Genomic DNA, 26,504 nt, shown 5'->3' with positions numbered 1-26,504 from the left:
TAATCAATCACTCTCTATAAAGTTTAAAGATCATTTTGCGCAGTTTATTTTTTACGGTTAACAACACCTAACTCATCTTCTTCACGCATTTTACGTAATTTTTCTTCTGCTTGCGATGCTTCAAGCTGCTTATTCCACATTGAAGCATAGAGACCTTTCTTATGCAAAAGCTCTGCATGCGTCCCATTTTCAATAATACGGCCATTTTTGAGAACCAAAATTTCATCGGCATTAATAACTGTAGAAAGACGATGAGCAATTATCAACGTTGTACGCCCACGGCTTACGATATCCAATGCTTTTTGAATTTCTTGCTCTGTCGCCGTATCAAGAGCTGCGGTTGCTTCATCCAAAATAAGAAGCGGAGGCGCTTTTAAAACTGTCCGTGCAATAGCTACACGTTGTTTTTCTCCACCTGATAGCTTAAGACCACGTTCACCCACCATAGACTGAAAGCCTTCCGGAAGCATCTCAATAAATTTTGATATCTGTGCCATTTCAGCAGCTTTGCACATTTCTTCATCTGTAGCACTTGGACGCCCATAACAAATGTTATATGCAATCGTATCATTAAATAACACCGTGTCCTGCGGTACCATGCCGATAGCTTCACGCAAGCTTTTTTGTGTTACGTCACGGATGTCCTGCCCATCAATTGTGATAGACCCAGCATCAACGTCGTAAAATCGGAAAAGTAATCGAGAAATAGTCGACTTACCAGCACCTGATGGACCAACAATTGCAACTGTTTTTCCTCCAGGAACCTCAAAATCAATATCTCTGAGAATCTGGCGCGTCGGATCATAGGAAAATTTTACCTGATTAAAGCGAATGGTACCACCATTCATCACCAATGGCTTAGCATCTGACTTATCAACAATTTCCTGTTGAACATCTAAAAGATCAAACATAGCTTCAATATCAGTTAAACCTTGTCGAACCTCACGATAAATTGAACCAATAAAATTCAGTGGTATAGAAAGCTGCATTAAAAGTGCATTAATAAAAACGAAGTCTCCTAAAGTTTGCGTCTTATGAAAAACTTCGTAAGCTGACATCAACATCAGGATAGTCATCCCAACACCAAAAATAAGAGCCTGACCAAAATTAAGCCAGCTTAATGATGTCCAAATCTTCGTCGCAGCTTTTTCATAACCTGCCATAGAAGAATCAAATCGATGTGCTTCCAGAGTTTCATTGCCAAAATATTTGACCGTTTCAAAATTCAAAAGAGAATCAACAGCACGTGTATTAGCCTCAGTATCTGCGCTATTCATTTTTTCCCGAATATTAATACGCCAATCACTCGCCTTTATCGTAAACCAAGTATATAAAGCAACTGTTATTACAACTATGAAAAAATAACGCCCCCCATAACTTATGTAAAATACAAATGCTGTCAAAACAAATTCCAAAACCGTTGGTACTGTATTAAGAATTGAAAACCTAACGATAGATTCAATTCCTTTCGTACCACGCTCAATCACACGAGAGAGACCCCCTGTTTGCTTTTCTAAATGAAATCGCAAAGATAACCCATGAATATGCACAAAGGTCTTATAGGCTAATTGACGAATTGCATGTTGACCAACGGTTGCAAAAAGGGAATCGCGTAACTGATTTAATCCAGCCTGAACAATACGTGCAACATTGTACGCCAAAACAAGCATGATAGGAAAAATCCAACTGGATGGAAACCATACGGGAAGCTTAAAGCTCTTATCAAGGGCATCTGTAGCGTATTTAAAGAAAAAGGGTACAGATATGAGAATCAGCTTAGCTAAAACGAGGTAAAATATAGCCCATACTACACGCATTTTTAGATCGCGCCGATCTGCTGGCCACATATAAGGCCATAAGTTATAAAGTGTGCGTAGAGTTTGACCTGTATCTGACGATACGGTTTTTATCACTTCATTCCGTTTCATAAAATCCTTACTTTTCTATTATCTACTCAACAGATGCTATAACACTCCCCCTTGTTGCCCGTTTACAGGCAACATCATCTCTTCTCTACGCTTTCAGTAAGCCATACATATTCGTCATCTAAAGTTAGACTGTTTTTGAAAAAGGAACAAGAAATAATCCACTGTAAAATTTATTATTTTGGTCTGTATGTTCATACCATTCTGCTGCAAATAAATTCTCAGCTTTGACATGCTTTTTTTTCAATTCTGCTTGAAGCCATTTTTTTGATTTACCAATCTCTTTAAGTCCTTCATCAATAACTTCACCATTTTCTACTAAAATAGTAGACTTCTTACCTTCTTCCTTCTTTATAACGGTGCAATCGCCATTGGTTTCTAAACGAACAAAAGCAGCTTCATGTAAACTGCAACCTTTAATACGCAACATTGTAATTAAATCATTGACGCTGATACCCAAACCCTCAATCTTATCTATTTGAAATGCACCATCTAAAACAAGTGTGACATTTCGTCCTGCAACGAGGCGACGAAAAAAAACTGAATAGCGTGCAAAAAAATTAAGAATTGTGACCAAAGTTTGCCAAATAAATAAAACAAGCAATAATTGAATACTGCTAATATTCGGACTATAAATAACGCCTCCAATGATACTCCCCATAACAAAATTACTTACTAAATCAACTGGTGTCATTTGACTAAGACTACCGCGACCTGTTGTTCTTAAAATCAAGAGAAAAGCGATAAGGCCTACAACCAATTTAAGTGTGACATACCCGTAATGATATAAAAATTCCATCAGACTTTCTCCCTTGTTATGAAAGCTGCTAGAATATAGGAATTAAAACCGTTTTATTTCCCACGTGGTTATACGCTCGCCAGTCTGTGGATCCTTGCTATCTTTCAGTGAGACCCCCTCAGCTGCAAGCTCATCACGAATTGTATCCGCAGCTGCCCACTCTTTATTATGGATAAGCTGTAACCTTTCGGCAATGCGCTGTTCAATAAATTTTGAATCAAGAGAAGTTTTTTTCATAAATAATGGACATTCTATATCTCTAATCCAGTCTTGACGCAAAAGCCCAAATAAATACATCCCATTTGCGAGAGCTACAGCATTTTCTGCTTTATAAAATTTTCGCAAGAGAGCAATTGCACTCGGAGTATTAAGATCATCGCTTAATGTATTTATCAAAGAGTCATCTAAAACTTCATCCTGCTCCAAACACCCTCTTTTACAGCGAAGTAACTCATACCAACGATACAATTCGCTACTGGATTGCTTTAAACGCTGAGCTGTCCAATTTAACGGTTCGCGATAATGCGTTTGTAACATCGAAAAACGCGCAGATAAACCAGCCCAACTCTGTTTCACTTCATTTGTTAAAACATGATTGAATTCAAAAAAATCACTTTCTAAGAGTGAGCGAATAGTGATAAAATTACCTAGGCTTTTAGACATCTTCTTGCCTTCAACCTGTAAAAAACCGTTATGCATCCAAAGATTAGCCATTCGTTCAGTTCCAAAAGCTGAACAACTTTGTGCAATCTCATTCTCATGATGAGGAAAAATCAAATCAATACCGCCACCATGGATATCAAAAATATTCGCTGTCGGATCATCACAGGTCAAACCACCGCCATAGGGTACTAACAGTTTTGCCATAGACATTGCAGAACATTCAATGTGCCAACCTGGACGCCCTAAAACAGGAATTCCTGCAGGTGATACCCAACCTGGTTCTCCCTCCGCAGAGGGCTTCCATAAGACAAAATCCATCTCCTCCCTTTTATACGCAGCAACATCAACACGCGCACCCGCTCTCATTTCGTCTAACGAACGTTTTGCAAATGCCCCATAATGGGGAGTTTTTTTTATGCTACTTACAGAAAACAATATATGATTTTCTGCTTTATAAGCATGCCCTTTTTCAAGCAATCTTTCAATCAAAGAGCGCATCTCCCCTAAATGATCGGTTGCGCGCGGTTGACTGGTTGGCAATAAACAACCAAGTGCCACTGTATCTTGCTGAAACTGAGAATATGTACGCTCAGTCAATTGGCGAATAGCATCGTTAAGTGCTAATTCTGGATATTCGCAAGCTGCTCGGGCATTAATTTTATCATCTACATCTGTAATATTACGTGCGTATATAACATGATCATTTCCATAAATATGACGCAATAAGCGAAATAAAACATCAAAAACAATTACAGGACGTGCATTACCTATGTGCGCATAATCATAAACTGTCGGACCACAAACATAAAGACGTACTCTCGTAACATCTATCGGTGTAAAATTTTCTTTTTTACCTGTAAGCGTATTATAAAATCGCAACTCTCTCATAATTATACTCCGTTAGCGATATTACTCGCCGCTTGCCTGCCCAAAATCATCGTATTATTCCAATTTAAATCAAAATTTACACATATCTCATATAAAATTCTCATTACTCCCCATTGCATCTAAGCTGTATCCATCATCTCATACAAAAAGAATTCATTTTATTGAATTAAGCAAGAACATTCTCTGGATAAAAGTCATCCCTCTATTCTTGATGAAAAAACTGTCAGAGGAGAAAATCTTGAATGTGCAAAGACAATACACGCAAACAAATTGCATACAAAAAATCTAAAATTTTTAACCACACAAAGCTTAATCAGAGTTTTTAATATTCCCATGATTATTCCCTTACTGCCTCTCATGCCCTAAATTTTATAACACGTCCGTTGTTGGTAATAATGAATAAATGCGTCATATTTCCTTCAACATATGCTTAATAACCAAACCATTTTTTGCGATTGTATTCGTAGAGAAGTTTATTAAAAGAGAGAAATAAAAAAATGCGTAATATATTGATAAAAATCATTATTTTAACATTTTTTTTAACTTCAACAGCAGCCCTTGCACAACAATCTCTACCATACGATAGAAAATTGCTGCGACTGGCAGAAATTTTAGGATCCCTGCACTCTTTGCAAAATCTTTGTGGCCCCCCAACAAACCAATGGTATAATCACATGACTGTACTGATCGAAGCAGAAAACCCAAACCCACGAAGACGTGCTTATTTTTACGAAGCGTTTAATGAAGCTTATCGTGCTTTTTCAGAAAATTATCATCATTGTACACCGTCAGCAATTGAAGCCAACCAAAGATACGTCAAAGAGGGTAGAGTCTTATCGGAAAGCCTTATTATGAACCTTAACAATTGATCCGTACAAAACTTATCAAGCCATTATTTGTGCTCTACTTAATGGCGATAAACTCAAAAATGAACAGCCTGATCAGCAAAATCCCATTAAGTATGATCGCTTCAATTACTGAAAATAAATTTCCGCAAAATGTTCTGATAAAAGCATTATGAGTGCTTTTTATACGCACAAAATCATTCCACATGACTTACCAATTTTAATCAGATCATACCAAAGTTTCTATAAATTTAACAGGTTCACCTTGTGAAGGTATGACAATTTCACCTTCCCACATAACTCGTATACCACGAATAATGGTTCCGACAGGCCAACCTTTAACCTTTTTACCATCATAAGGTGTCCAACCCGCACGCGAACCAATCAAGGCATTTGTCAGAATCTCTTCCCGTTTAAGATCAACAATAGTCAAGTCAGCATCATATCCAACAGCTAGGCGTCCTTTACGGCTTATGCCAAAAATGCGACTAGGACCATGCGAAGTAAGATCAACAAAGCGTTCAAGAGATATCTTTCCTGCATTCACATGCGTTAGCATAATTGCTACCGTTGTTTGTACTCCTGTCATCCCTGAAGGTGACGCAGGATATGGTTTGCGCTTTTCTTCAAGCGTATGAGGAGCATGATCAGATCCTAAAACATCAACAATGCCCTGTTGAACACCATACCAAAGAGATTCACGGTGGCGACTCTCACGGATAGGTGGATTCATCTGAATCAAGGTGCCAAACTGCTGATAATCATCAGCAGTCAAAGTCAAATGATGCTGCGTGACTTCAATCGTTGCTACATCCTTATGATTTTTCAGAAAATCAATTTCTTCCGCTGTAGAAAGGTGTAACACATGGATGCGTGCTCTCATTTCATGCGCAATTTTTACTAAACGTTGTGTACATTTCAATGCAGCAATTTCATCACGCCAAATCGGATGTGATGATGCATCTCCCTCAATACGCAATATTTTACGCTCTTTGAGCCGTATCTCATCTTCAGAATGAAAAGCTGCACGACGGCGTGTATTTTTTAAAATAAGGCGCACACTCTCATCATCATCCACCAAAAGATCGCCAGTAGAAGACCCCATAAAGACTTTAATTCCAGCAGCTCCAGGAAGTTTTTCTAATTCAGCCAATTCACGTACATTTTCACGCGTTCCTCCAACCCAAAATGCAAAATCACAATGCATCCGGTGAAATCCGCGTCTCACTTTATCGGTCAGCGCCTCTTCTGATATGGTTAATGGATTGGTATTAGGCATTTCAAACACTGCTGTAACTCCCCCCAAAACCGCAGAACGAGACCCACTTTCCAAATCCTCTTTATGTTCATTTCCTGGTTCACGAAAATGGACTTGACTATCAATAACACCAGGCAAAATGTGAAGTCCTGTACAGTCAATTACCTCACCAGCAGATGCACGTGTAAGATCACCAATTTCAGCAATACGGCCATTTGTAACACCAATATCACGCTTGCTGATTCCATCATGATTAACAAGCATTGCACCTTTAAAAATTGTATCAAATGTTTTAGACATAACCGTACTCCTTACTTGTTATCTCTTTACCGATTATGTAACTCTGAGCAGAAAGGCAAGGACCATGATCGAAAAACAATGTGCTATTTGCTTAAAAAATCGTAGAATTATTAAAGTTACGGGTGAAGAAGCAAAAGATTTTCTGCAATCCCTTATCACAACAGATCTGAGAAAAATTCACCCAAAAGAAATTTTCCCTGGTGCTCTTTTATCCCCACAAGGAAAAGTTATCGCCGATTTTCTCATCACTGAAATAAATCAAGGCTATATGTTTGATATTGCTGAATCCTTAGCCGATAACTTCCAAAAACGCCTTCTGCTCTATAAGTTGCGTAAAAAAGTGAAAATTACACAACCAATACAAGAACTTGTTACAGTTTCTTGGAATAATGATTCAGATACTTTAAATTTTGATTCAAGTTTTATTGATAAGCGTTTTCCAGAAAAGGAAAAAATCGTACGAACTTATGGAAAAGTGCCTTTTTCTATTCCAAAATATAATGATAATTGGAATCGACTGCGTGTCCGTTATGCAATCGCTGAAAGCGATCAAGACTACGAAATAGGTAAAGTCTTCCCCCATGATATTAATTACGATCAAATCAATGGACTAGCATTTGATAAAGGCTGCTATATCGGGCAAGAAGTTGTTTCACGAATGCATCACCGTCGCGCAGCACGCCGCCGCGTTTTAGTGGTAAGAAGCCAACATGAATTGACTTCCAAATCTAGTGTTGAAGCAGGAACTAAAGTACTGGGTCACTTGGGTACATGTGCTGCAAACGAAGCTCTCGCTCTCATGCGTATCGATCAGGTCAAAGATGCTATGGATAACAATATCTCATTTACAGTAGATAATGTCCCCGTCACAATAAGCATTGCTGAAAATATGAATTTTACCTTTCCTGAAAGCACTATGGAAACTGATTAATGGCAAAAACTGAATTATCACAAAATGGAGAAGCACGCGCTTGGCAAAGAATGCTTTCTGGCCGACGACTTGATTTATTGAATCCTTCTCCTCTTGATGTCGAAATTGAGGATATTGCGCATGGTCTTGCCCGCGTTGCACGTTGGAACGGTCAAACACAAGGAGAGCATGCCTATTCTGTCGCACAACATTCACTTTTAGTAGAGCAAATATTTCAAAAGCTTTTTCCGCAATCACAGAACAATGAGTGTCTCTGTGCTCTTCTCCATGATGCACCGGAATATGTCATCGGTGATATGATTTCACCCTTTAAGGCTGTCATAGGAAAACAATATGAGTTCATTGAAAAACGCATACAAGACGCTATTCACATGCGTTTTTCTCTCCCCATTACCCCAAATCGAAAGCTCTTAAAAAAAATCAAACAAGCTGACCGTATTGCTGCTTTCTATGAAGCCATCACTCTTGCTGGTTTTAGTACAGAAGAAGCCCTTCGCTATTTTGGTCATCCAAGTGATATCTTACCAGATGAACTTAATTTGAAACCATGCTCCACACAGCAAATTGAAAATGCCTTTTTAATACGTTTTAAGGAGATCGATACTCAGAGACTCTCTTAACAATCCTTTTTGTCACTTATCCTTTGTTATCGCTGGAAAAATCACACAGTACCCTCCCTTTAGGATCACATTCCTTTGATGAAAATATATCATGCAATTATTTATATATTTATAACTTTAGCAGACTACTCTTTCAGCTTTACAAGCAATAATATCCTAAAAGTACACTGAGTCTATTAAAGCATTGCTCTCCTTATAAAACTCTTTGCATACAACTTATGAAAAGAATTTTCATCCTTTCAGGCTCTACCATCCTTCAAAAGAAAACATCACTAAGCGCAAACATTCTCTACAATACGCCATCAATAATACCAAAAAACATTATGATCCCATTGGCCATTACATGGACCATATAAAAAATTAATAAATCAAATTGGGCATAAGAAAAACGTGTATAAAAAAACCTGCTTATATTAAGCTTCAGTAAAAAACACTCTTTCTCATAAAAACCTTTTATCTTAGTCTTACTTTTGTTTAAGCTTATAAATTTCTGCCTCAGAGGGAAAAGCACGTGATTTAACATCATTGGCATAATTTTTGATCGCCGTCTCCATTTCCTGTTCAAGAGCACCATAACGGCGTACAAATTTAGGAACCCAAGCGCCGTAACCCAACATATCTTCCATAACCAATATCTGCCCATCGCATTGATTAGATGCCCCAATACCAATAGTAGGGAGAGAAAGCATCTCTGTAAGCTTTACCGCTAGTGGTTCCACAACCCCTTCTACAACAACAGCAAAAGCACCGGCTTCTTCAATCGCTGCTGCGTCCGCTTCAATCTGCCGCCAATTACTTTCATCGCGTCCTTGCGTCTTAAAGCCACCAAAACGATTCACTGCTTGGGGTGTGAGACCAATATGGCCCATAACGGGAATCCCGCGTTTACACAAAAAATCAATCGTTTCCGCTACATAAACACCACCTTCAAGCTTAATTGCACCACATCCTGTCTCCGCAAGAATACGTGACGCATTAGAAAAAGCTTGTTCTGGACTTTCCTCATAAGAACCAAAAGGCATATCAACAACCACTAATGCCCTCTTAGAGCCACGCATCACTGCCTGCCCATGCAAAATCATCATATCCACGCTAACAGGCAGCGTTGTATCAAACCCATGCACAACCATGCCAACGCTATCACCAACCAAAAGCACATCGCAATATGGATCAGCAATGCGCGCACTATAAGCCTGATAAGCCGTTAAAGAAACAATCGGTTCTTGCCCTTTTCTTGACCGTATTTCAGAAGCAGTAATACGCTTTATGGTTTTATGTACACTCATTTCGAGCCTTCTCTTGCAATATATATTGATCAATAAGTCTCACTGTACCAAAACGGACAGTTAATAATAAAACTGCAGGTTTATCTAAGGTTCCTTTCATTACCGATAAAGTTTCCATATCTCGTAAATCTATTGATTCAATAATCGCACGCGATTCACGCTGTAAAATATTACGAATACTCTTACATAATTTATCAACAGAGCGCTCCCCTTGATGATAAAGCCTTTCAGCAGCTTTACCACTTTCGGGAATAATTTTTGCCGCTTTGCGATCTTCTAATGTTAAAAGCTGATTACGTGAAGAATACGCTAAACCATCCGCTTCGCGTAAAATAGGCACTCCAACAATTTCAATAGGAAAAGCTAAATCCTCAACCATCCGACGAATAATCAAGATTTGTTGAAAATCTTTTTCCCCAAAAAAAGCCTTATCTGGCTGAACAATATTAAAAAGCTTAGCAACAACACTGGTCACACCGCAGAAATGTCCTGGGCGCAATCTTCCCATCAAAATACGTGATAATTTTTCCACCTTTACAATGGTCTCATTTCTCGGTGACCACATTTCTTCTACAGAAGGTGCAAAAACATATTCAACACCTGCTTTTTTCAACAAAGCACAATCGCCCACCAAATCTCTTGGGTATTTATCAAAATCCTCATGGGGACCAAATTGCTTTGGATTAACAAAAATAGAGACCACTACTCGATCACACATTGCCTTTGCCTGCTCCACCAATGCGAGATGACCATTATGCAATGCCCCCATGGTCGGCACAAAACCAATAGATCGTCCTAAATGTCGTTCTTCTCTCATAGAGCGGTGAACTTCAGCAATTGTTTTTAAAAGTTGCATATTTACATTTATCCATTCTCATCAAAATCAACAAACTAATGCTTGCGTGCGAAATCGCCGTTCAAATAATTCTATCAAATGAGTGCGAACTGATGGCTGTTTTATCCCTCGTGGCTCCCAAACATGACGTGTTAAAAAAAAGTCTGTTAAAATAAACCCATTTTTTATGTCACTAAAATCAACAGGGCGACCAGTTCTTTGTACGAGAAATTGTGGTAAACGTAAAAGCTTCTCTCTCCAAGGATAACCTGCTTCCTCACATACAGAACGCCCGGATTTTGGTGAAACATAATGAAGCCTTTCCTGACGGCCCGTTGCAGCACAACGAGATAAATCAAGGCCAAAACCAAGCTCTTCAAGAAGCCGCATCTCAAAACGCACCAATAATTCAGCATTTATAATCGGCTCATCAAAATGCTGCATAAAAAGATGTAAAATATCATATAAAATAGGATGAGGATCACGCTCAGGAAGAAGACGTAAATAAAATGCCATTAACTGCAAAGCATAAAGGGCCTCTGGTAAGAGTATTAATCGCGCAGCATAGTGCTCAAGTGCTTCAATTCTGAAAAGCCCCAAATGTTCATCTAAACGCGCCCACCACTCAGCTTGAACAAAATTTCCAAGTTGGAGAACAGCAGCCATACGACGTGAACGTCCCCCTTTTACTACCCCCATGTAACGACCATGTTCACGCGTCATAATTTCAAGAATAACACTTGTTTCACCATGCTGACGCGTACCAAGAATAATCGCTGTTTCTTTCCATTTCATTTTATTTTAAAAAATCTAATCCCATTTCACGGTAACGTTCTGGATCGGTATCCCAATTATCTCGGACTTTTACAAACAAAAAAAGATGAACCTTCTGAGCTAGAATTTCCATTAATTCCTTACGCGCAGCTTGACCAATTGTTTTAATTGTATCGCCTTTTGCCCCCAAAACAATTTTTTTCTGGCTATCACGCTCTACATAAATAACCTGATTAATTTTAACCGAACCATCTGGACGTTCTTCCCAATTTTCTGTTTCAACTGTTGAAGAATAAGGGAGTTCATCATGGAGGCGAAGGAAAAGTTTTTCACGCGTAATCTCAGCAGCAAGATGACGCATAGGCATATCAGAAATCTGATCTTCTGGATAATACCATGGTCCCTTTTGCATCATCATACTCAACGCGTGAAGCAAATCCTTACAACCAGAACCATTCAATGCCGAAATCATAAATGTCTGCGAAAATTTTACGCGCTCATTAATTTTTGCGGTTAATGCTAAAAGGGATGATTTAACAACTGTATCAACTTTATTAAGGACAAGAATTTTATCTTTTCTGATATTTTTTACAATATCTAACATCATACAAACTTCATCTGACAGACCATTCTGAGCATCAATCAAAACTAAAAGGACATCGGCATGCTTAGCGCTCCCCCAAGCCGCAGATACCATGGCCCGCTCTAACCGTTTGTGGGGACGAAAAACACCTGGTGTGTCAATCAATACAATTTGCGTATCATCATGCATGACAATACCGCGGATTAAAGCTCGTGTCGTTTGCACTTTATGGGTTACAATTGAAACCTTCGTTCCAACTAGCTGGTTAACCAATGTCGATTTGCCAGCATTAGGCATCCCAATAAGTACAACAAAACCAGAACGCGTGTTGATAACGTCATCCATGATTATTTTTTTCCATTTTTTCCCATATACCCTCTCGTCGTAAAATTTTTTCAGCTGCTATTCTTTCAGCATAGCGTTTAGAGCTACCCTGCCCAATTTCCGGAGCAAACCCCAAAATACTTACTTCTACCATAAAAATAGGATCATGATCTGGACCAGAACGCTTTATTACCCGATACTGTGGCTGTACACCGCCTTGTACATGCGCCCATTCCTGCAATTCTGTCTTGGCATCACGCCGACCAGCATCCATCTGCTTTGCTCGACTTTGCCAATATTTTTGAATGAAGGGCCGAACACTTTTCAATCCTCCATCAAGGTATATGACAGCAATCAAAGCTTCAATCACATCAGCATACATATTCGTGAGCCGACGACCCTTTAAGTTTTTCATCTCAAAACCAACGTGGATCACATCAGGCAAACCCATTTCTAGCGCTATATCAGCACATGTCTGCGCATTTACCAAGCCATTCAAACGTACTGACAATTCACCTTCACTTGCCTGTGGAAACAATTTATACAGCATTTCCGCAATCAAAAGCCCCAGAACACGATCACCTAGGAATTCTAACCGTTCATAATTGCCCTGTTCCGAATCATGTACACTGGAATGTGTTAATGCTTCTTTTAATTTCTCTTCATTTTTAAAACGATGCCCCGTTAGTCTTTCAAGCTGATCAATGACTAGATGATTCATCATTGGTTCCTTGCTTGATAAGCGGCAAATCATGAACAGTATTGATAAAAGAGAATAAACGACTCCAACGTACATCAAACGGCCAGCGCCAAATCTGCCAAGCACTTGAACCTTTGCTAATAGAGAAAAAAATCAAACTTGCGCGACCAATAAGATTCTCTTCTGGAACATAACCTACATCCAAACGACTATCATCTGAATTGTCACGGTTATCTCCCATCATAAAATAATGCCCTAGTGGAACTTCAAAGACTTTTGTGTCATCAACTCGCGGGATAAAAGCTAAATCAAGTGTATCGTAGCTAACACCGTTATCCATCGTCTCACGATAAACATCAACAGGATAGTTAGCCTCTGTTATATCAAAATTATCAATCTTTCCCATAAAGTGGCGTGAAACAGCTTCATCATTGATATAAAGAACACCTTGACGGACCTGTATACGATCACCGGGAAGACCAACAACGCGCTTTATATAATCAATATCCGGATTACTCGGTAAACGAAAAACCACAACATCTCCACGCTGAGGTTGAGATGCCCAAATACGTCCCGAAAAAATAGGCGGCGAAAAGGGTATGGAAAAATGAGAATACCCATACGCGTACTTAGAAACAAATAGATAATCCCCCACAAGCAAGGTAGGACGCATCGAACCGGAAGGAATACTGAAAGGCTGGAAAAGGAGTGTACGAATAAGTGCTGCTAAAAAAAGAGCCTGTATCAAAACCAAAATAAATTCAAAAATTCCGCCTTTTTCTTTCTTTTTATGCATTTTCTCTTTCTGGATCATCACCAAATACCTTCCCATCACAGATATAACTTTTTTTCATCATAATGTTCAAATAGTAAAAGCACAATCTCCCCCCAATATCTATCCCCGTGGAAGTGCTTCGATAATAACGAATGCCTGTGCCCAAGGAAAATCATCCGTTATGCTAAGATGGATGACAGCATCGTGATGAGGAGGCAATAACTTTTGAAGTTGCATTTGCGCACGATTCGTTAATTTCATCATTGGTTTGCCGGAAGGTAAATTAACAACTCCCATGTCTTTCCAATTTATACCGCAAGCAATTCCCGTACCCAGAGCTTTAGCACATGCTTCTTTGGCAGCAAATCTTTTCGCATAAGAAGAAGATTTTTTTTTGAGATTTTCAGACTTATTTTGCTCCATATCCGTGAAAATACGTTGAACAAAACGGTCACCATAACGAACCAACATTCTTTCAATACGTCTTACATCAATCAAATCATTTCCAAGACCAACAATCATAAGATATCACCCGAATTTTCCTTGCAAAGACGCTTTTTTTGTATAATCTTTTGATATCGTTTTTGTTGAAAACGGGCAATTGCTCTGTAAACACCTATATAAGATAACCCTGCAAAAATAAAACCTAAAAGAGTACCACCTAAAATCATCGGTCTCATGATTGATTCCCATGCACCCTTAAAAAGAAGAGGTACGTTTGAAAGCGTCAAGCCATCAAAAAGAGTGCGAATTTGAGAAAGAGAAATCTCATTCACATCGCTAAAAAGTGATAAACAAAGGTAGCCTATCTTATAATCAGCCATAACAATCAACAAAAATGTAAGTGGATTAGAAAAAATCGTTCCGATGATTGCTGCTGCAAAATTGCCACGCAAAATCCAAGAAAAAAATATTGCCAAGACAATATGCATGCCAAAAAGAGGAGAACAGGCTAAGAATATGCCGATAGCAAACCCTAACGCTACTTTATGCGGCGTTGCCGATATCCGCAAAATACGTTTACGTATGTAAGAAAATGAACGAGAAAATGAACGACGTGGCCATAACCAAAGCCGAATACGCTTTACAAAATCTACTGGTTCTCGACGACGAAAAAGCATATGACTCTCATACATACTGTGACAATGAAATAATCCATATCATTCAAATTAATTGCGCCAAGTCTTTGCACAAAAACAAAAAAAGATAAAGAAAATTAAATATTTCGACTTCCTGGTTTGACTGCTGGAAGCACAGCAAGTTCAGCAGGGAGCTCATCACTCGCATAAGATGCTATCTCATATTCAGCAAGCGCAATCAACGGAACTCCGACATCAACCTTACCACCAGAACGATCAAGAATACATGCACTTGCTAGAACATCTGCTCCTGCTGCAACCAGAGCCTCAATGGTCTCACGAATAGAAAGACCTGTTGTCATAATATCTTCAACAATTACAACTCGCGCGCCCTTCTTGATTTCAAAACGACGCAACTCAAATACGCCATTCACACGCTCTACCCAAAGAGAAGGAACACCAAGATGACGTGAAGTTTCATACGAAGGAATAAGACCACCAATCGCAGGACCAACGACATAATCAATTTTTCCATCGACAGATTTTTTGATTTTCTCAGCCAACCCACGACATAACTTTTCCGTCAAGTCAGCATGCATGAATACTTTTGCCTTCTGCATATAAGTAGCACTATGACGACCTGATGTCAAAATAAAATGCCCTTCCAGAATAGCATCTGCTTTTTTAAAAATATCAATCACATCTTGTGTATTCATCGCAAAGTCTCTCTTTTTCATCCATTTCATCCATGAACCCGACGCACTGTACTAACCGAGCCTGCTTCTTTTAACTGAGAAAAAATACGATTCAAATGTTTTAAATCCCAAACTTCCAGATCAATCATAATTTCTGTGAAATCTGGTGCTGTATGGATAAAAGATAAATTTTGAATATTGGCATCATTGGCAGAAATCACTTGCGTAATTTCAGCTAAAGAGCCAGGACTATTAACAGCTAAAATATTAATCCGAGCAGGAAAACGTTCACTCATCTGAGCATCTATATCCCAGCGGACATCAATCCACCGTTCTGGTTGATCATCATATGCCATCAAAGCCGAAGATTGTATCGGATAAATAACAATCCCCGCACCTGGTTGCATAATGCCAACAATCCGATCCCCTGGTACAGCCCCTTCAGGAGAAAACCGTACGGGAATATCTCCATGCGTTCCTCGGATAGGTAATGCTTTGGATTGATGACTCTCCTCTGAAGCTATACCCTTTTCATTTTCTGGAACTTTAAAAATCATCCCTTGCGCATTTTCAATGTTGAACCAACCTTCTTCCCCAGGCCTAAAAGATGACTTCTGCACCACACGATGATCTTGATAATCAGGATAAACCGCTTTAATCACATCGCTAGAGGGCAATTCACCACGCCCAACAGCTGCCAATACGTCTTCAACATCTTTGCGTGCCAAACGGGGCAAAACTTGCTTCAAAACATCATTTGAAAATTGTTTTCCCATATATTCAAATGAACGTTCGAGTATACGATATCCCAAACCCGAATATTGTTTACGTACCGCTGCACGGGTTGCTCGACGAATGGCTGAACGCGCTTTTCCGGTTACGACAAGAAATTCCCACGCCGCTGGTGGAATTTGAGCTTGTGAACGTATAATATCAACTTCGTCACCATTTTTTAATTTGGTCATCAAAGGCATAATACGCCCATTGATTTTTACCCCTACACAAGAATCACCAATATCAGTATGAACGGCATAAGCAAAATCAATAGGTGTGGCGCCCTTTGGAAACGCAATTAACCGGCCTTTCGGAGTAAAACAAAAAACTTGATCTTGAAAAAGCTCAAGCTTTGTGTGTTCTAAAAACTCTTCAGGATTATCTCCATCTGATAAAGATTGAATCGTCTGACGCAACCATGCATACGCATTCGTCTCGTTTGATAATCTCGAAGCAGAATAATTGGAACCTCGCTCTTTATAAATGGAATGTGCCGCAACGCCATATTCAGCAATTTCATCCATAGCAGCAGTTCTAATCTGCAGTTCAACGCGTTGTCTCGATGGTCCCACAATCGTTGTATGAATAGAACGATAATCATTTTGCTTTGGTATAGAAATATAATCTTTAAAACGACCAGGTACCATCGGCCATGTCGTATGAATAACACCAAGAGCACGATAACAATCATTCACTGTTTCAACAATCACGCGAAATCCAAAAATATCAGATAATTGTTCAAAAGAGAGTGCTTTACTTTCCATTTTACGAAAAACTGAATAAGACTTTTTCTGACGACTTTTGACATCCGCTTTAATGCCATACCGAAGAAAAAGTTTTGTTAATTCGTTTTCAATTGTGGAGAGCAAATCGCGGTTGCGTTTTGATAATTCCGAAAGACGATTGGTTATCGTGCGATAACCTTCTGGATTTAAATAAAAGAAAGAGAGATCTTCTAATTCCTCGCGCATGTCTTGCATACCCATACGACCAGCAAGCGGCGCATAAATATCCATTGTCTCCTCAGCAATTCGCCGACGCTTATCATCACGCATAACACCAAGAGTGCGCATATTATGAAGACGATCAGCAAGTTTGACTAAAAGAACACGCACATCATCAGAAATAGCGATAAGAAGCTTACGAAGATTTTCTGCTTGTACCGCCTTCTTCGATACAAGATCAAGCTTATTAAGCTTTGTAAGCCCCTCAACCAACTTACCGATTTCAGAACCGAAAAGTTGATCAATTTCTGCTCGTGTAGCGCTCGTATCTTCAATTGTATCATGGAGAAGAGCAACAGCAATTGTTGCCTCATCCAACCGCATATCTGTTAAAATAGCGGCTACCTCTAAAGGATGAGAAAAATAAAGATCACCCGAAGCACGCTTTTGATGAGCATGCTTTCGCATCGCATAATCATAGGCCTTATTTAATAAAGCCGCATCCACGTCAGACTTGTAACGTTGAACACGCCCAACAAGTTCACACTGACGCATCATACGAGCATATCCTCTATCTTTTCACAATCTAACCCTTATTAAAAAAGACAAGAAAAATAATCACCACCGCATGACAACGTATATCCATTGCCAAAATATAATCGCCGGAATTAATAATCGTCGCTTTTCTCCGGAACCACCAAACCCTCGATACCAGCTAAAAGATCTTCTTCTGACATATAATCGAAAGAAGAGCCCTCTTCTTCCGATGATGTACCCAAAACACTTTCAGATTCACCTGAATGAGAAATAAATTCATTTGCCATTTCTGGCTCATCCACTTCCACATGCTTCTGCAACGAATGAATAAGGTCTTCTTTTAAATCAGCAGGAGACAAAGTTTCTTCTGCTATTTCACGCAAAGCAACAACGGGATTCTTATCATTATCACGATCAACAGTAATCTGTGCGCCCTGTGAGATCTGACGAGCTCGATGCCCCGCTAAAAGCACTAACTCAAAGCGATTATCGACTTTATCAATACAATCTTCTACCGTTACGCGGGCCATTTATGTCTCTTTCTTAAAGATTAAAAAATTTCACAGTGGGTATGAAGTATATACAATAATCAAAATAAAACACAAGAAAAACAATACAACCTTTAATATTTTTTTTCTTAAAGAGCTTATTGAAGAAAATCCTTGGAAGCTTTACAATAAAGCGTATAGCCTATCCAAGCCAGCTATAAATACCGCTCTAAAATAAAAGGGGTTAAGAGTATCGGATTTAAACAAAGAAAGCAGACTCGCTTGAAAAAATTACTCTTTCTGGAGAATCTATCTTTTAAAAGAATATCGACCTTTCAAAATTATTAAAAATCTTTCGTAATAACAACAGTCTAATGCACACTCTTTATGATAAGATATTCATAAAAATAAGAAGTTTATCCTATGAAACACCGTGTTCATTAACATCTTATTAATCTAATAAATTACTAAAAGATTCTCTCTCTTTGCACAATAATCGGTAATGATTTTATGTTAAACTATGCTATAAAGAGCCAGTTTGTATTCATCATAGGTTGTTTACAAAGGCATTATCGGTCATATATCCCCACAGCTCAAAAGAATTTATAAAAATGATTGATTTTTGTCACCATGGATAGCCAACTAACATCGCTTTGCCCAGAACCTCCAAAAAATTGCAATTTATGCCCCCGTTTACACAAGTTTATCGCTCATTGGCGTATAAAAGAACCGAGTTGGCATAACGCACCAGTAAGTCCGTTCTTCCCCTATAAAGGTGCAGCCACAACACGCCTTCTCATTGTTGGTCTTGCTCCTGGATTACGGGGAGCAAATCGAACTGGACGCCCGTTCACTGGTGATTATGCTGGGCACTTGCTTTATTCTACTTTAAAAAAGTTTGGTTTTGCCCAAGGCACCTTTGAAGAAAGAGCAGATGACAATCTTGAACTGATTGATACAGCAATTGTTAATTCAGTGCGTTGTGTTCCACCAGAAAACAAACCCACTGGTGTTGAAATCAACACTTGCCGATATTTCTTTTCACCCCTTTTAACAAATCTTCCCAAGCTTAAAGCCGTCATCACCCTTGGCACCATTGCGCACTCTTCAACCATACGCGCCCTTAATGCAAAAATTTTAGCACACCCTTTTGGACATGGGAAAATAAGTAACATCGGTAGATTGCGTATCTTTTCAAGCTATCACTGTTCACGCTATAATACCAATACAGGACGCTTAACAGATGCTATGTTCCATCAGATTTTCGAAGCAGCAAAAACATACCTAGATCAATACTAAATTTTTCAGCAGCGCTAAAAAGCACTATAAAAAAGATATACAAACCAATTCTGTTATCCATATCTTTTTAAAAGTCGTGCTTTTTCACGCCCCCAATCACGTTTTTTTTCCGTTTCGCGCTTGTCATGAAGCTTTTTCCCACGTGCCAAAGCAATCTCCAACTTAGCACGCCCTCGTTCATTAAAATAAAGTTTGAGGGGAACAAGTGTCATTCCTTCACGAGAAGTCGCGTTAAAAAAACGCGCCATTTCACGTTTTGAAATTAATAATTTACGCAAACGACGCGGCTCGTGGTTAAAACGATTCGCTTGCGTGTATTCAGGAATATAACTGTTAACTAACCATAGCTCCCCATTTTCAAAGCTGGCATAACTTTCGGCAATATTCGCGTGATTGGAACGCAAAGATTTTACTTCCGCTCCCTGAAGTACCAGACCGGCCTCAAGATTATCGAGAAGCTCATAATTAAAACGGGCTTTACGATTATCCGCAATTATCTTTCGTACTGGTGCGTTCCTTTTTTTGTTCATGGCTACATCAATGTCATTTATTCTTTAAGAAGACCAGCATGGTGCAGAGCCGCATCAATAATCTTCTTTGTGGTATCCGACAACGAAACAATCGGTGAACGAACAGTATTACCACAAAGCCTCAATTTTGCGGCAGCATATTTAATACCTGCTGGGCTTGGCTCAATAAATACTGCACGATTAAGAGGCATCAAACGATCATTTAATTCTAGTGCTGTTTTATAATCACCACGAAAACAAGCAGCATGAAGCTCTGCACATAGCTTTGGAGCAACATTGGACGAAACCGAAATACACCCCATCCCCCCATGAGCGTTAAAACCTAATGCTGTGCAATCATCACCGGAAAGCTGTACAAAATCCTTACCACACTTTTCTCGTTGTTCACTGACACGCTCAATTTTACTCGTTGCATCCTTGACACCAATGATATTTTTAAAATCTCGACAAAGGTCCCTCATAGTTTCCACAGCCATATCGATAATGGAACGACCGGGAATATTATAAATTATAATCGGAATAGAAATAGCTTTCGCAATGGAAGAAAAATGCGTATATAGTCCCCTCTGATTAGGGCGGTTATAATAGGGGGTCACAACCAAAACTGCATCTGCACCCGCTTTTTGCGCATGCTGTGCAAGCTCTATAGCCTCACTTGTGCTATTTGATCCTGCTCCAGCAACAACAGGAACACGTTTAGCAACCTGCTCAACACACAATTCTATAATCCGCTTATGCTCCTCATGACTTAAAGTCGGCGATTCACCTGTCGTACCAACAGGGCTTACACCATTGATACCTTGTGTAATCTGCCACTCAACAAAATTGCAAAATGCTTTTTCATCAATAGCGCCATTATCATCAAACGGTGTGATAAGCGCGGTTACGGCTCCCTTGAGCATGATAAACTCCCTGTAATGTTCGCTTTTGTTTTTTTATCGCCTTTGTCAATTAGCAATGATAGAACATAGTCTTGCTCTATCATTGAAGCAAGATGAATTTCACACAAGCTCTCAAAAGATTAGCATCTATCTTTAAAGTATTAGCCATATATTAACCCGTTTTTCACGCTTCTGTTTTAGGAATTCTTGAGTGTTTTCAAAAAGCAAGGTCTTAAGGTCTTTTCTCTATGCGTGTATCTCTCGCTTCTCTTTTCGTATCAACCTTTACTGCATTTGTACTGACAGAAACAATTTTATTTTCAAATGCATGTGCAAAAACACCTCTTTTGCACGGAAAAGCACCGATCCCTTTGGTTCGCCCTACCCCCTTTTTCACGAAAAAAGAAGCTCAGAAACCTCTTGAACAGTTTCATACAACAACGAACAGTCTTCCTACGCCTAGTAATAATCCTACACTCAAACAACTTAAAGCTGGACTCGATGCACTTTCAAACAACAATATTGCAAAAACAATCAGCCTTCGTAATTCAATGGAAAAGAATAGTCTTGATCGCCATATTTTGACATGGGCGATCGGTATATCAAACCAACCCAATGTCCCAAGCTATGAAATATTCAATGCAATCAACGAACTAAAAGGATGGCCAGGCATAGCCACTATGCAACGTAATGCTGAACGTGCTTTTATCAATGAAGTTAATTCCGCACATGTCATCCTCCAAAAATTTGCTCACCATCCCCCTCTTACGGCGCAAGGTATGGCTCTATTTGCTAAAGCACTTATTGCAACTGGACAAACTACCCGTGTACGCCAAATTATTGCACCGTGGTGGCATACAACAAAACTCAATGCACAAGAAGAAGAACTTGTTCTTAAAAATGCAAGTGCTGCGTTAAAGACTATTGATCATCTAAAACGCATGCAATTTATGCTTTACACACATAGGTTCGATTCAGCTGAGCGCGTTGCAAAATTAGCCCATGCTCAATCTCTTTTTAATGCTTTTGTTGCCGTTGAAAAAAATGATCCTCAAGCCACACAAAAATTACGCGCTGTGCAGCGATTATGGCAAAAAGATCCTCTTTTACAATTTGCTCAAATTCGCCATCTTCGCCGAACTGGACAATATAGCGCAGCTGCAACACTCATGATGAAAACCCCCAAAAATGTATTAAAACTTATGAACCCTCATGCATTATGGAAAGAGCAACGCACCCTTTCTCGCGAAATGCTTGATTTAAACAAACCTAAAATTGCTTATCAAATCGTTGCCACCCACATGAGTATGACATCTTCATTGGCGGTTGATGCTGAATTTCATGCAGGATGGTATGCACTACGGTTTCTTCATGATCCTCAATTGGCAATGCACCATTTTTCACGTATTCCTCAATTATCTTCTGCACCTCTTTCCGCATCCCGTGGATACTATTGGATGGGACGAACAGCAGAAACTCTAGGTGAACATAAAAATGCCCAGCATTATTTTCATCGTGCAGCCCATTTTAGCGCAACTTATTATGGTCAATTAGCAGCTTCTAGGCTTAATCAAAAAAAACTCGAATTCTTTTTTCCTAAACCAACGACTGCTGAACGACAACATTTTAGCACACGAAAAGCCATTAAAGCAATTCAACGCCTTGAAGCAGCTGGCTATGCGGATTTTGCTAAAATTTTTTATAAAGAACTCGGAGAAAAAATAGAAAGTCCTGGTGAATTAGCTCTGCTGGCTGTTATGGCAGAAAAAAATGGTGATTATTATACCAGCCTAAAAATTGGGAAAACTGCTGTGTTTCAGGGGAAAAACGTCGGTGCACTGTCCCATCCTCTCGGTGCTATACCAGCCTCTGCCAATATTTCTACTGTAGGAAAAGCGCTTGTCTATGCCATTGCACGCCAAGAAAGCGAATTTAATCCAACAGCCATATCAAAAGCAGGCGCACAAGGTATACTCCAATTGCTCCCTACGACAGCAAAAGCACTTGCAAAGAAGTATTCGATTGCGTGGTCACCGAAAAAATTCAGCAGTGATGCCAGTTATAATGCTACATTAGGCGCTCACTTTCTGGGAGAACAGTTGGAACGTTTTAACGGATCTTATATATTGACTCTTATCGCTTATAATGCAGGCTCCCGTCGTGTCAGTGAGTGGATACAACGTTACGGTGACCCTCGAGAGCAATCTCTTGATAAAGTCATCGATTGGATTGAGCGCATCCCCTACACAGAAACACGTAATTACGTTATGCGTGTCATGGAGAATTATGAGGTTTACAAAGCCAGACTTACGGGAACAACAGACATAAAAACCGACCTTATTTCCGGACGATGGAAGCAACATAACCTCCCCCATTGAAAAATGGCTTATCTTTCTTCCTTATTCATAAAGCCTAAACACAACATAAAAAAACAGCACTATAATAACCCTAAAAATAATAAGCAGTGTGAAAATGAAGTTGAAAAATTGTGTCACAATCAGCTAAATATTAAGGATACCCTGATAATTTTGTTCGCTTTTGATGCTGGGGGCGGTGGAAAATTGCCAACACGTTGGAGCGCTGCCATAGCTAATCGATCAAGTTCCGGATCACCAGCAGAAACTACTATACGACTAGAAAAAATACTCCCCTGCTCATGCACCATAAATTCTAACTTTACCGTTCCTTTTGCACGACTGGTACGCTGTCCCACAACATATTTTTTTTGCCTTTCTAACTGCGCCTGCACCTTTGCCAACCATTCCACTAACAACGCATCCTCAAGTGCTGCCGTGTCGCCACCCTTGCTGGAGGAAGAAGAACGTATCGCTTTTGCATTGGAGCGCCTTACTACAGCCTTTGGCATCGGTATTGTTTTTTTGATGAACGCTTTATGCTCCACTTTTTGAGGAAGAAGTTCTTCTAAAGATTTGAAGTTATCTTTTTCTACAGTATGCTGAACTTCTTCCGGTTGAACTTCTTCCGGTTGAACTTCTTCCGGTTGAACTTCTTCCGGTTGAACTTCTTCCGGTTGAAGTTCATCTACAGTTTCCAATCTCTCTGACTCCTGCTCTAAAAGATCAGACTGTAAGACTTCTGGCTCTGTATTAATATCCGATAAGTCTTTATCAACATCTAGACCTACAGCCTCTTGCGCAAAAGTCAGCATAATCTCTGATGAGAGCGAGCCATTACTTACACCAGTACTTTGAAAATAAAACTGTGCTCCCAATAATACATGCAAAAAGAAAGCTCCAATAAATGCACCAATCCAAAGAGTTAATAATTGCTTCGTATTTGCAAAATTCATCGTTTCTTCTGCCACTTTTTAAACTTAATATTGCTGTTCAATCTCATTAAAACAGGCTATTTTGAAATTGCAACTTTTTTCTTGACTGATTTTGTCATGTTTAATATGGTTTTCCAGTGATTTTGTTCTGTCGTCAAAATCATTTCTGTTTGGCTGGCGAGTTTTAATCAGCGAGTCCAGCCTTTTTGTATGTAATAAAATTTCAAAACTTAAAGAGGGGATGTTTAAAAAGGTTATGATGTGTTATGCAAATAAGACGAAAAAATATCTATAAAAGCTGTGTGATTTTAACTGCGTTATCGGTCTGTATACCTTCATTTGTTTTTGCACAGAGTAAAGATAAGGATGCTGTAACTGAACTTAAACCAATTGTTATTGAAGAGAAAGCAAGGGCGGCCTTGGATTCAGTAACCATTCTGACAGATCGGAAAACTGCGAAGGATATTAGTGAAAAACAAATAACTGATGCCTATGATATTAGTCGTCTTGATCCGTCCGTAGCCTATAACCCAGGGAATAACAGTTTTGTCATTCGTGGTTTAGAGGCAAACCGTGTTCTTACAACAATGGATGGTATTGTTCTTCCATGGTTCGACGATATATTGCGCGGAAACGGTGGTAACACAACGTTTGACTTTAGTGCACTTTCCACACTTGATATTGTTCAGGGATCAGATTCTAGTCTTTATGGATCTGGTGCGCTAGGAGGAGTTGTTGCTTTGCGTACCCTTAATCCTGAAGATCTTATCACAGGAGAGAAGAATTGGGGTGGTCTTATAAAAGGTAGTTATCATTCTGTTGATAATAGTTGGCACGTAGATCAAGCTATTGCAGTGCGTGCTCGACAAACGTTTTTGCTTTTCCAAGGGTCTTATGCAGAAGGGCATGAGCGCAAAAATATGGGAACCATAGAGGGTTATGGAGAACGCACACGTAAAAACCCCGCTCATTTTGACAAAAATAATTTGCTCTTTAAAATTCACCAATACTTTAATGATAATCACCGCCTTGGTTTTACCGCGGAGCGTTTTGGTCACAATGTTGACACGCATTCATTGGATGCATCTAAAAGATATGCCCCCGGTTCCGTTTATGATAAAGACAACAAACTCCGTGAACGCCTTTCTCTCTCTTATGATTATAATGGCAATGAAGATGCTGTTTTTGATGCGTTTCGTGGACAGATTTATTGGCAAAGACAGTCAAATCGTTATGTTCTAACTGGATTCCGTGTTGCAGCACCTAAAGGGGATTATTTGAGAGATAATTTTTTGCGTAATACCAATTATGGTTTAAATGCTGATGCTCTCAAGAAAATTCATATTGGCACTGTAGATCATACGTTAAAGACTGGCATTAATATTTTGTCATCTCAATTTCATCAGTATTTGTTAGGTAAAGATAATTGTCATTTAGAGGAAAATGCACGAGGATGCCTCTTTGTGCCCGCTAATCGGTCAGATTCACCGGATACGAATGGCTACAATTTTGGTTTTGTTCTTGAAGATGAAATTGGCTTTGCTGATAACCATTTCCGTATAACACCTGGAATTCGTTATGATTGGTATAAGTATATCCCTCAGAAAACGGCTCCTTATGAGAAAGCACTGATCTCTGACAAATTTCCTCCAGAAAGAAGTGGTTCACGTTTTTCTCCCAAATTACGTATGGAATGGGATGTTCATAATCAAGTAACGCTCTATGCTCAATGGGCGCAAGCTTTTCGTGCACCACGTGTTTCAGAACTTTATGTCTCTTATATAAAACCCTCTGCTTATTACTCGAAGGGAAACCCTGATCTTAAAGCAGAAACAAGCAATGGATATGATGTTGGTATAAGATATGGAAATGAAAATTTCGGTGGTTCACTTAGTGCCTTTTTCAATCAGTATAAAGACTTCATAGATACTATAGATAAAGGGCCATCTGAAGAATTCAGATTTGCGCGTCGCCATTACACGAATCGTGCGAATGTGCGTATTTACGGCGCCGAAGCAAAAATACATTTTGCTCTTAACTATGGATTCCATAGCAATTTTGCTCTTGCCTATTCGCAAGGAAAAGATCTTGATAAAGATGAATATCTTAACTCAATTCCAGCTTTAAAAACGATTGTTGGAATCGGGTATGCAAAAGAAATCTGGGGAGCAGACCTCGTACTTACCTCATCTGCCAAACGTGATAAAGTTGCTAAGGGATCAGACTATCAAAAAATTCCAGGATATAACATTGTTGATGTGTCAGGTTGGTTGAAGCCATTTGGTGAAAAGGGGCCTGTTATAAGGGCTGGTGTTTACAATCTGTTCAATCAAAAATATTGGAATGTAGCAGATCTTCCTTCCGGTAAAAGTACAACACCGAAGGATTATTATAGCCAGCCTGGTCGTAACTTTAAGGTTTCGTTCGTGCAAAAATTTTAGTCACTTTTTTAACCATTAGATCAATGAAAAAGGTTATATCG

General features: G+C 39.2%; 24 protein-coding genes. 6 read left to right on the top strand and 18 right to left on the bottom strand.

Annotated elements, in window-relative coordinates:
- Positions 1–44 precede the first annotated feature (44 nt).
- The 3 genes from ABD915_RS00705 to cysS form a co-directional block, all read right to left on the bottom strand.
- Positions 45–1,928: an ABCB family ABC transporter ATP-binding protein/permease gene (locus ABD915_RS00705; RefSeq protein ID WP_345113722.1), complete on the bottom strand. Its 1,884-nt coding sequence runs from the start codon at positions 1,926–1,928 to the stop codon at positions 45–47.
- Between the two features lie 124 nt (positions 1,929–2,052).
- Complete coding sequence (locus ABD915_RS00700) at positions 2,053–2,724, bottom strand: DUF421 domain-containing protein (RefSeq protein WP_345113719.1); 672 nt, start codon at positions 2,722–2,724, stop codon at positions 2,053–2,055.
- A 42-nt stretch (positions 2,725–2,766) separates the two neighbouring features.
- A complete protein-coding gene (cysS, locus tag ABD915_RS00695) occupies positions 2,767–4,275 on the bottom strand; it encodes a cysteine--tRNA ligase (protein WP_345113716.1) in 1,509 nt (502 codons plus the stop codon).
- Between the two features lie 497 nt (positions 4,276–4,772).
- On the opposite strand from cysS, the gene ABD915_RS00690 reads away from it, so the two are divergent.
- Positions 4,773–5,144 carry a TIGR02301 family protein gene (locus ABD915_RS00690; protein ID WP_345113713.1) on the top strand — a complete coding sequence of 124 codons (372 nt, stop codon included), beginning with the start codon at positions 4,773–4,775 and terminating at the stop codon, positions 5,142–5,144.
- A 205-nt stretch (positions 5,145–5,349) separates the two neighbouring features.
- On the opposite strand, the gene ABD915_RS00685 is transcribed toward ABD915_RS00690, so the two are convergent.
- A complete protein-coding gene (locus tag ABD915_RS00685; RefSeq protein WP_345113711.1) occupies positions 5,350–6,678 on the bottom strand; it encodes a dihydroorotase in 1,329 nt (442 codons plus the stop codon).
- 64 nt (positions 6,679–6,742) lie between these two features.
- Between ABD915_RS00685 and ygfZ the strand changes: the two genes are divergently transcribed.
- Positions 6,743–7,609, top strand: a complete 867-nt coding sequence (gene ygfZ, locus ABD915_RS00680; protein WP_345113708.1) for a CAF17-like 4Fe-4S cluster assembly/insertion protein YgfZ — start codon at positions 6,743–6,745, stop codon at positions 7,607–7,609.
- Positions 7,609–8,229: a YfbR-like 5'-deoxynucleotidase gene (locus ABD915_RS00675; RefSeq protein ID WP_345113706.1), complete on the top strand. Its 621-nt coding sequence runs from the start codon at positions 7,609–7,611 to the stop codon at positions 8,227–8,229. The genes ygfZ and ABD915_RS00675 overlap by 1 nt, the downstream gene beginning before the upstream one ends.
- A 464-nt stretch (positions 8,230–8,693) precedes the next feature.
- Here ABD915_RS00675 and panB read toward each other — a convergent pair whose 3' ends face one another.
- The 11 genes from panB to rpoZ all read right to left on the bottom strand — a co-directional run bounded on the left by panB (position 8,694) and on the right by rpoZ (position 18,065).
- Positions 8,694–9,515: a 3-methyl-2-oxobutanoate hydroxymethyltransferase gene (gene panB / locus ABD915_RS00670; RefSeq protein ID WP_345113703.1), complete on the bottom strand. Its 822-nt coding sequence runs from the start codon at positions 9,513–9,515 to the stop codon at positions 8,694–8,696.
- Positions 9,502–10,371: a pantoate--beta-alanine ligase gene (gene panC / locus ABD915_RS00665; RefSeq protein ID WP_345113700.1), complete on the bottom strand. Its 870-nt coding sequence runs from the start codon at positions 10,369–10,371 to the stop codon at positions 9,502–9,504. Before panC ends, panB begins: the two co-directional genes overlap by 14 nt.
- Positions 10,372–10,398: 27 nt before the next feature.
- The gene (recO, locus tag ABD915_RS00660; protein ID WP_345113698.1) at positions 10,399–11,145 is read right to left on the bottom strand and encodes a DNA repair protein RecO; all 747 of its coding nucleotides are present in this window, start codon (positions 11,143–11,145) and stop codon (positions 10,399–10,401) included.
- 1 nt (position 11,146) lies between these two features.
- Entirely contained in the window at positions 11,147–12,052 is a 906-nt protein-coding gene (gene era / locus ABD915_RS00655; protein ID WP_345113696.1) for a GTPase Era, read from the bottom strand.
- Positions 12,045–12,752 carry a ribonuclease III gene (gene rnc / locus ABD915_RS00650; protein ID WP_345113694.1) on the bottom strand — a complete coding sequence of 236 codons (708 nt, stop codon included), beginning with the start codon at positions 12,750–12,752 and terminating at the stop codon, positions 12,045–12,047. The genes era and rnc overlap by 8 nt, the downstream gene beginning before the upstream one ends.
- Positions 12,733–13,545, bottom strand: coding sequence for a signal peptidase I (lepB, locus tag ABD915_RS00645; protein ID WP_345113691.1), 813 nt, complete (start codon positions 13,543–13,545; stop codon positions 12,733–12,735). The genes rnc and lepB overlap by 20 nt, the downstream gene beginning before the upstream one ends.
- Before the next feature lie 81 nt (positions 13,546–13,626).
- Positions 13,627–14,028, bottom strand: coding sequence for a holo-ACP synthase (acpS, locus tag ABD915_RS00640; protein WP_345113688.1), 402 nt, complete (start codon positions 14,026–14,028; stop codon positions 13,627–13,629).
- Positions 14,025–14,627, bottom strand: coding sequence for a DUF2062 domain-containing protein (locus ABD915_RS00635; RefSeq protein ID WP_345113685.1), 603 nt, complete (start codon positions 14,625–14,627; stop codon positions 14,025–14,027). The genes acpS and ABD915_RS00635 overlap by 4 nt, the downstream gene beginning before the upstream one ends.
- A gap of 95 nt (positions 14,628–14,722) precedes the next feature.
- Positions 14,723–15,301, bottom strand: a complete 579-nt coding sequence (gene pyrE, locus ABD915_RS00630; RefSeq protein ID WP_345113941.1) for an orotate phosphoribosyltransferase — start codon at positions 15,299–15,301, stop codon at positions 14,723–14,725.
- Between the two features lie 26 nt (positions 15,302–15,327).
- Positions 15,328–17,556 carry a RelA/SpoT family protein gene (locus ABD915_RS00625; protein WP_345113682.1) on the bottom strand — a complete coding sequence of 743 codons (2,229 nt, stop codon included), beginning with the start codon at positions 17,554–17,556 and terminating at the stop codon, positions 15,328–15,330.
- A gap of 110 nt (positions 17,557–17,666) precedes the next feature.
- Positions 17,667–18,065: a DNA-directed RNA polymerase subunit omega gene (gene rpoZ, locus ABD915_RS00620; RefSeq protein ID WP_345113680.1), complete on the bottom strand. Its 399-nt coding sequence runs from the start codon at positions 18,063–18,065 to the stop codon at positions 17,667–17,669.
- Positions 18,066–18,653: 588 nt separating this feature from the next.
- Between rpoZ and ABD915_RS00615 the strand changes: the two genes are divergently transcribed.
- On the top strand, positions 18,654–19,322 hold the full coding sequence (locus tag ABD915_RS00615) for a uracil-DNA glycosylase (RefSeq protein WP_345113938.1): 669 nt from the start codon (positions 18,654–18,656) through the stop codon (positions 19,320–19,322).
- 53 nt (positions 19,323–19,375) lie between these two features.
- Here the strand turns inward: ABD915_RS00615 and smpB are convergent, their stop codons facing one another.
- On the bottom strand, positions 19,376–19,852 hold the full coding sequence (gene smpB, locus ABD915_RS00610) for an SsrA-binding protein SmpB (RefSeq protein ID WP_345113677.1): 477 nt from the start codon (positions 19,850–19,852) through the stop codon (positions 19,376–19,378).
- 17 nt (positions 19,853–19,869) lie between these two features.
- Positions 19,870–20,754 carry a 4-hydroxy-tetrahydrodipicolinate synthase gene (dapA, locus tag ABD915_RS00605; protein WP_345113675.1) on the bottom strand — a complete coding sequence of 295 codons (885 nt, stop codon included), beginning with the start codon at positions 20,752–20,754 and terminating at the stop codon, positions 19,870–19,872.
- 227 nt (positions 20,755–20,981) lie between these two features.
- Between dapA and ABD915_RS00600 the strand changes: the two genes are divergently transcribed.
- A complete protein-coding gene (locus ABD915_RS00600) occupies positions 20,982–23,111 on the top strand; it encodes a lytic transglycosylase domain-containing protein (RefSeq protein ID WP_345113672.1) in 2,130 nt (709 codons plus the stop codon).
- A gap of 119 nt (positions 23,112–23,230) precedes the next feature.
- Here the strand turns inward: ABD915_RS00600 and ABD915_RS00595 are convergent, their stop codons facing one another.
- Positions 23,231–24,043, bottom strand: a complete 813-nt coding sequence (locus ABD915_RS00595) for a TonB family protein (protein WP_345113935.1) — start codon at positions 24,041–24,043, stop codon at positions 23,231–23,233.
- A gap of 245 nt (positions 24,044–24,288) precedes the next feature.
- Between ABD915_RS00595 and ABD915_RS00590 the strand changes: the two genes are divergently transcribed.
- Positions 24,289–26,463, top strand: a complete 2,175-nt coding sequence (locus ABD915_RS00590; protein ID WP_345113670.1) for a TonB-dependent hemoglobin/transferrin/lactoferrin family receptor — start codon at positions 24,289–24,291, stop codon at positions 26,461–26,463.
- Positions 26,464–26,504: the final 41 nt, after the last annotated feature.

It is taken from the genome of Bartonella jaculi (assembly GCF_039543045.1).
GTDB classification, from domain to species: domain Bacteria; phylum Pseudomonadota; class Alphaproteobacteria; order Rhizobiales; family Rhizobiaceae; genus Bartonella; species Bartonella jaculi.
This window is presented reverse-complemented; position numbering and strand designations above follow the sequence as displayed.

Excerpts from the sequence above, each read along its gene's own strand:
- ABD915_RS00705 (WP_345113722.1), bottom strand. The coding sequence starts at position 1,928 with ATGAAACGGAATGAAGTGATAAAAACCGTATCGTCAGATACAGGTCAA.
- ABD915_RS00700 (WP_345113719.1), bottom strand. The coding sequence starts at position 2,724 with ATGGAATTTTTATATCATTACGGGTATGTCACACTTAAATTGGTTGTA.
- cysS (WP_345113716.1), bottom strand. The coding sequence starts at position 4,275 with ATGAGAGAGTTGCGATTTTATAATACGCTTACAGGTAAAAAAGAAAAT.
- ABD915_RS00690 (WP_345113713.1), top strand. The coding sequence starts at position 4,773 with ATGCGTAATATATTGATAAAAATCATTATTTTAACATTTTTTTTAACT.
- ABD915_RS00685 (WP_345113711.1), bottom strand. The coding sequence starts at position 6,678 with ATGTCTAAAACATTTGATACAATTTTTAAAGGTGCAATGCTTGTTAAT.
- ygfZ (WP_345113708.1), top strand. The coding sequence starts at position 6,743 with ATGATCGAAAAACAATGTGCTATTTGCTTAAAAAATCGTAGAATTATT.
- ABD915_RS00675 (WP_345113706.1), top strand. The coding sequence starts at position 7,609 with ATGGCAAAAACTGAATTATCACAAAATGGAGAAGCACGCGCTTGGCAA.
- panB (WP_345113703.1), bottom strand. The coding sequence starts at position 9,515 with ATGAGTGTACATAAAACCATAAAGCGTATTACTGCTTCTGAAATACGG.
- panC (WP_345113700.1), bottom strand. The coding sequence starts at position 10,371 with ATGCAACTTTTAAAAACAATTGCTGAAGTTCACCGCTCTATGAGAGAA.
- recO (WP_345113698.1), bottom strand. The coding sequence starts at position 11,145 with ATGAAATGGAAAGAAACAGCGATTATTCTTGGTACGCGTCAGCATGGT.
- era (WP_345113696.1), bottom strand. The coding sequence starts at position 12,052 with ATGGATGACGTTATCAACACGCGTTCTGGTTTTGTTGTACTTATTGGG.
- rnc (WP_345113694.1), bottom strand. The coding sequence starts at position 12,752 with ATGAATCATCTAGTCATTGATCAGCTTGAAAGACTAACGGGGCATCGT.
- lepB (WP_345113691.1), bottom strand. The coding sequence starts at position 13,545 with ATGATCCAGAAAGAGAAAATGCATAAAAAGAAAGAAAAAGGCGGAATT.
- acpS (WP_345113688.1), bottom strand. The coding sequence starts at position 14,028 with ATGATTGTTGGTCTTGGAAATGATTTGATTGATGTAAGACGTATTGAA.
- ABD915_RS00635 (WP_345113685.1), bottom strand. The coding sequence starts at position 14,627 with ATGCTTTTTCGTCGTCGAGAACCAGTAGATTTTGTAAAGCGTATTCGG.
- pyrE (WP_345113941.1), bottom strand. The coding sequence starts at position 15,301 with ATGAATACACAAGATGTGATTGATATTTTTAAAAAAGCAGATGCTATT.
- ABD915_RS00625 (WP_345113682.1), bottom strand. The coding sequence starts at position 17,556 with ATGATGCGTCAGTGTGAACTTGTTGGGCGTGTTCAACGTTACAAGTCT.
- rpoZ (WP_345113680.1), bottom strand. The coding sequence starts at position 18,065 with ATGGCCCGCGTAACGGTAGAAGATTGTATTGATAAAGTCGATAATCGC.
- ABD915_RS00615 (WP_345113938.1), top strand. The coding sequence starts at position 18,654 with ATGGATAGCCAACTAACATCGCTTTGCCCAGAACCTCCAAAAAATTGC.
- smpB (WP_345113677.1), bottom strand. The coding sequence starts at position 19,852 with ATGAACAAAAAAAGGAACGCACCAGTACGAAAGATAATTGCGGATAAT.
- dapA (WP_345113675.1), bottom strand. The coding sequence starts at position 20,754 with ATGCTCAAGGGAGCCGTAACCGCGCTTATCACACCGTTTGATGATAAT.
- ABD915_RS00600 (WP_345113672.1), top strand. The coding sequence starts at position 20,982 with ATGCGTGTATCTCTCGCTTCTCTTTTCGTATCAACCTTTACTGCATTT.
- ABD915_RS00595 (WP_345113935.1), bottom strand. The coding sequence starts at position 24,043 with ATGAATTTTGCAAATACGAAGCAATTATTAACTCTTTGGATTGGTGCA.
- ABD915_RS00590 (WP_345113670.1), top strand. The coding sequence starts at position 24,289 with ATGCAAATAAGACGAAAAAATATCTATAAAAGCTGTGTGATTTTAACT.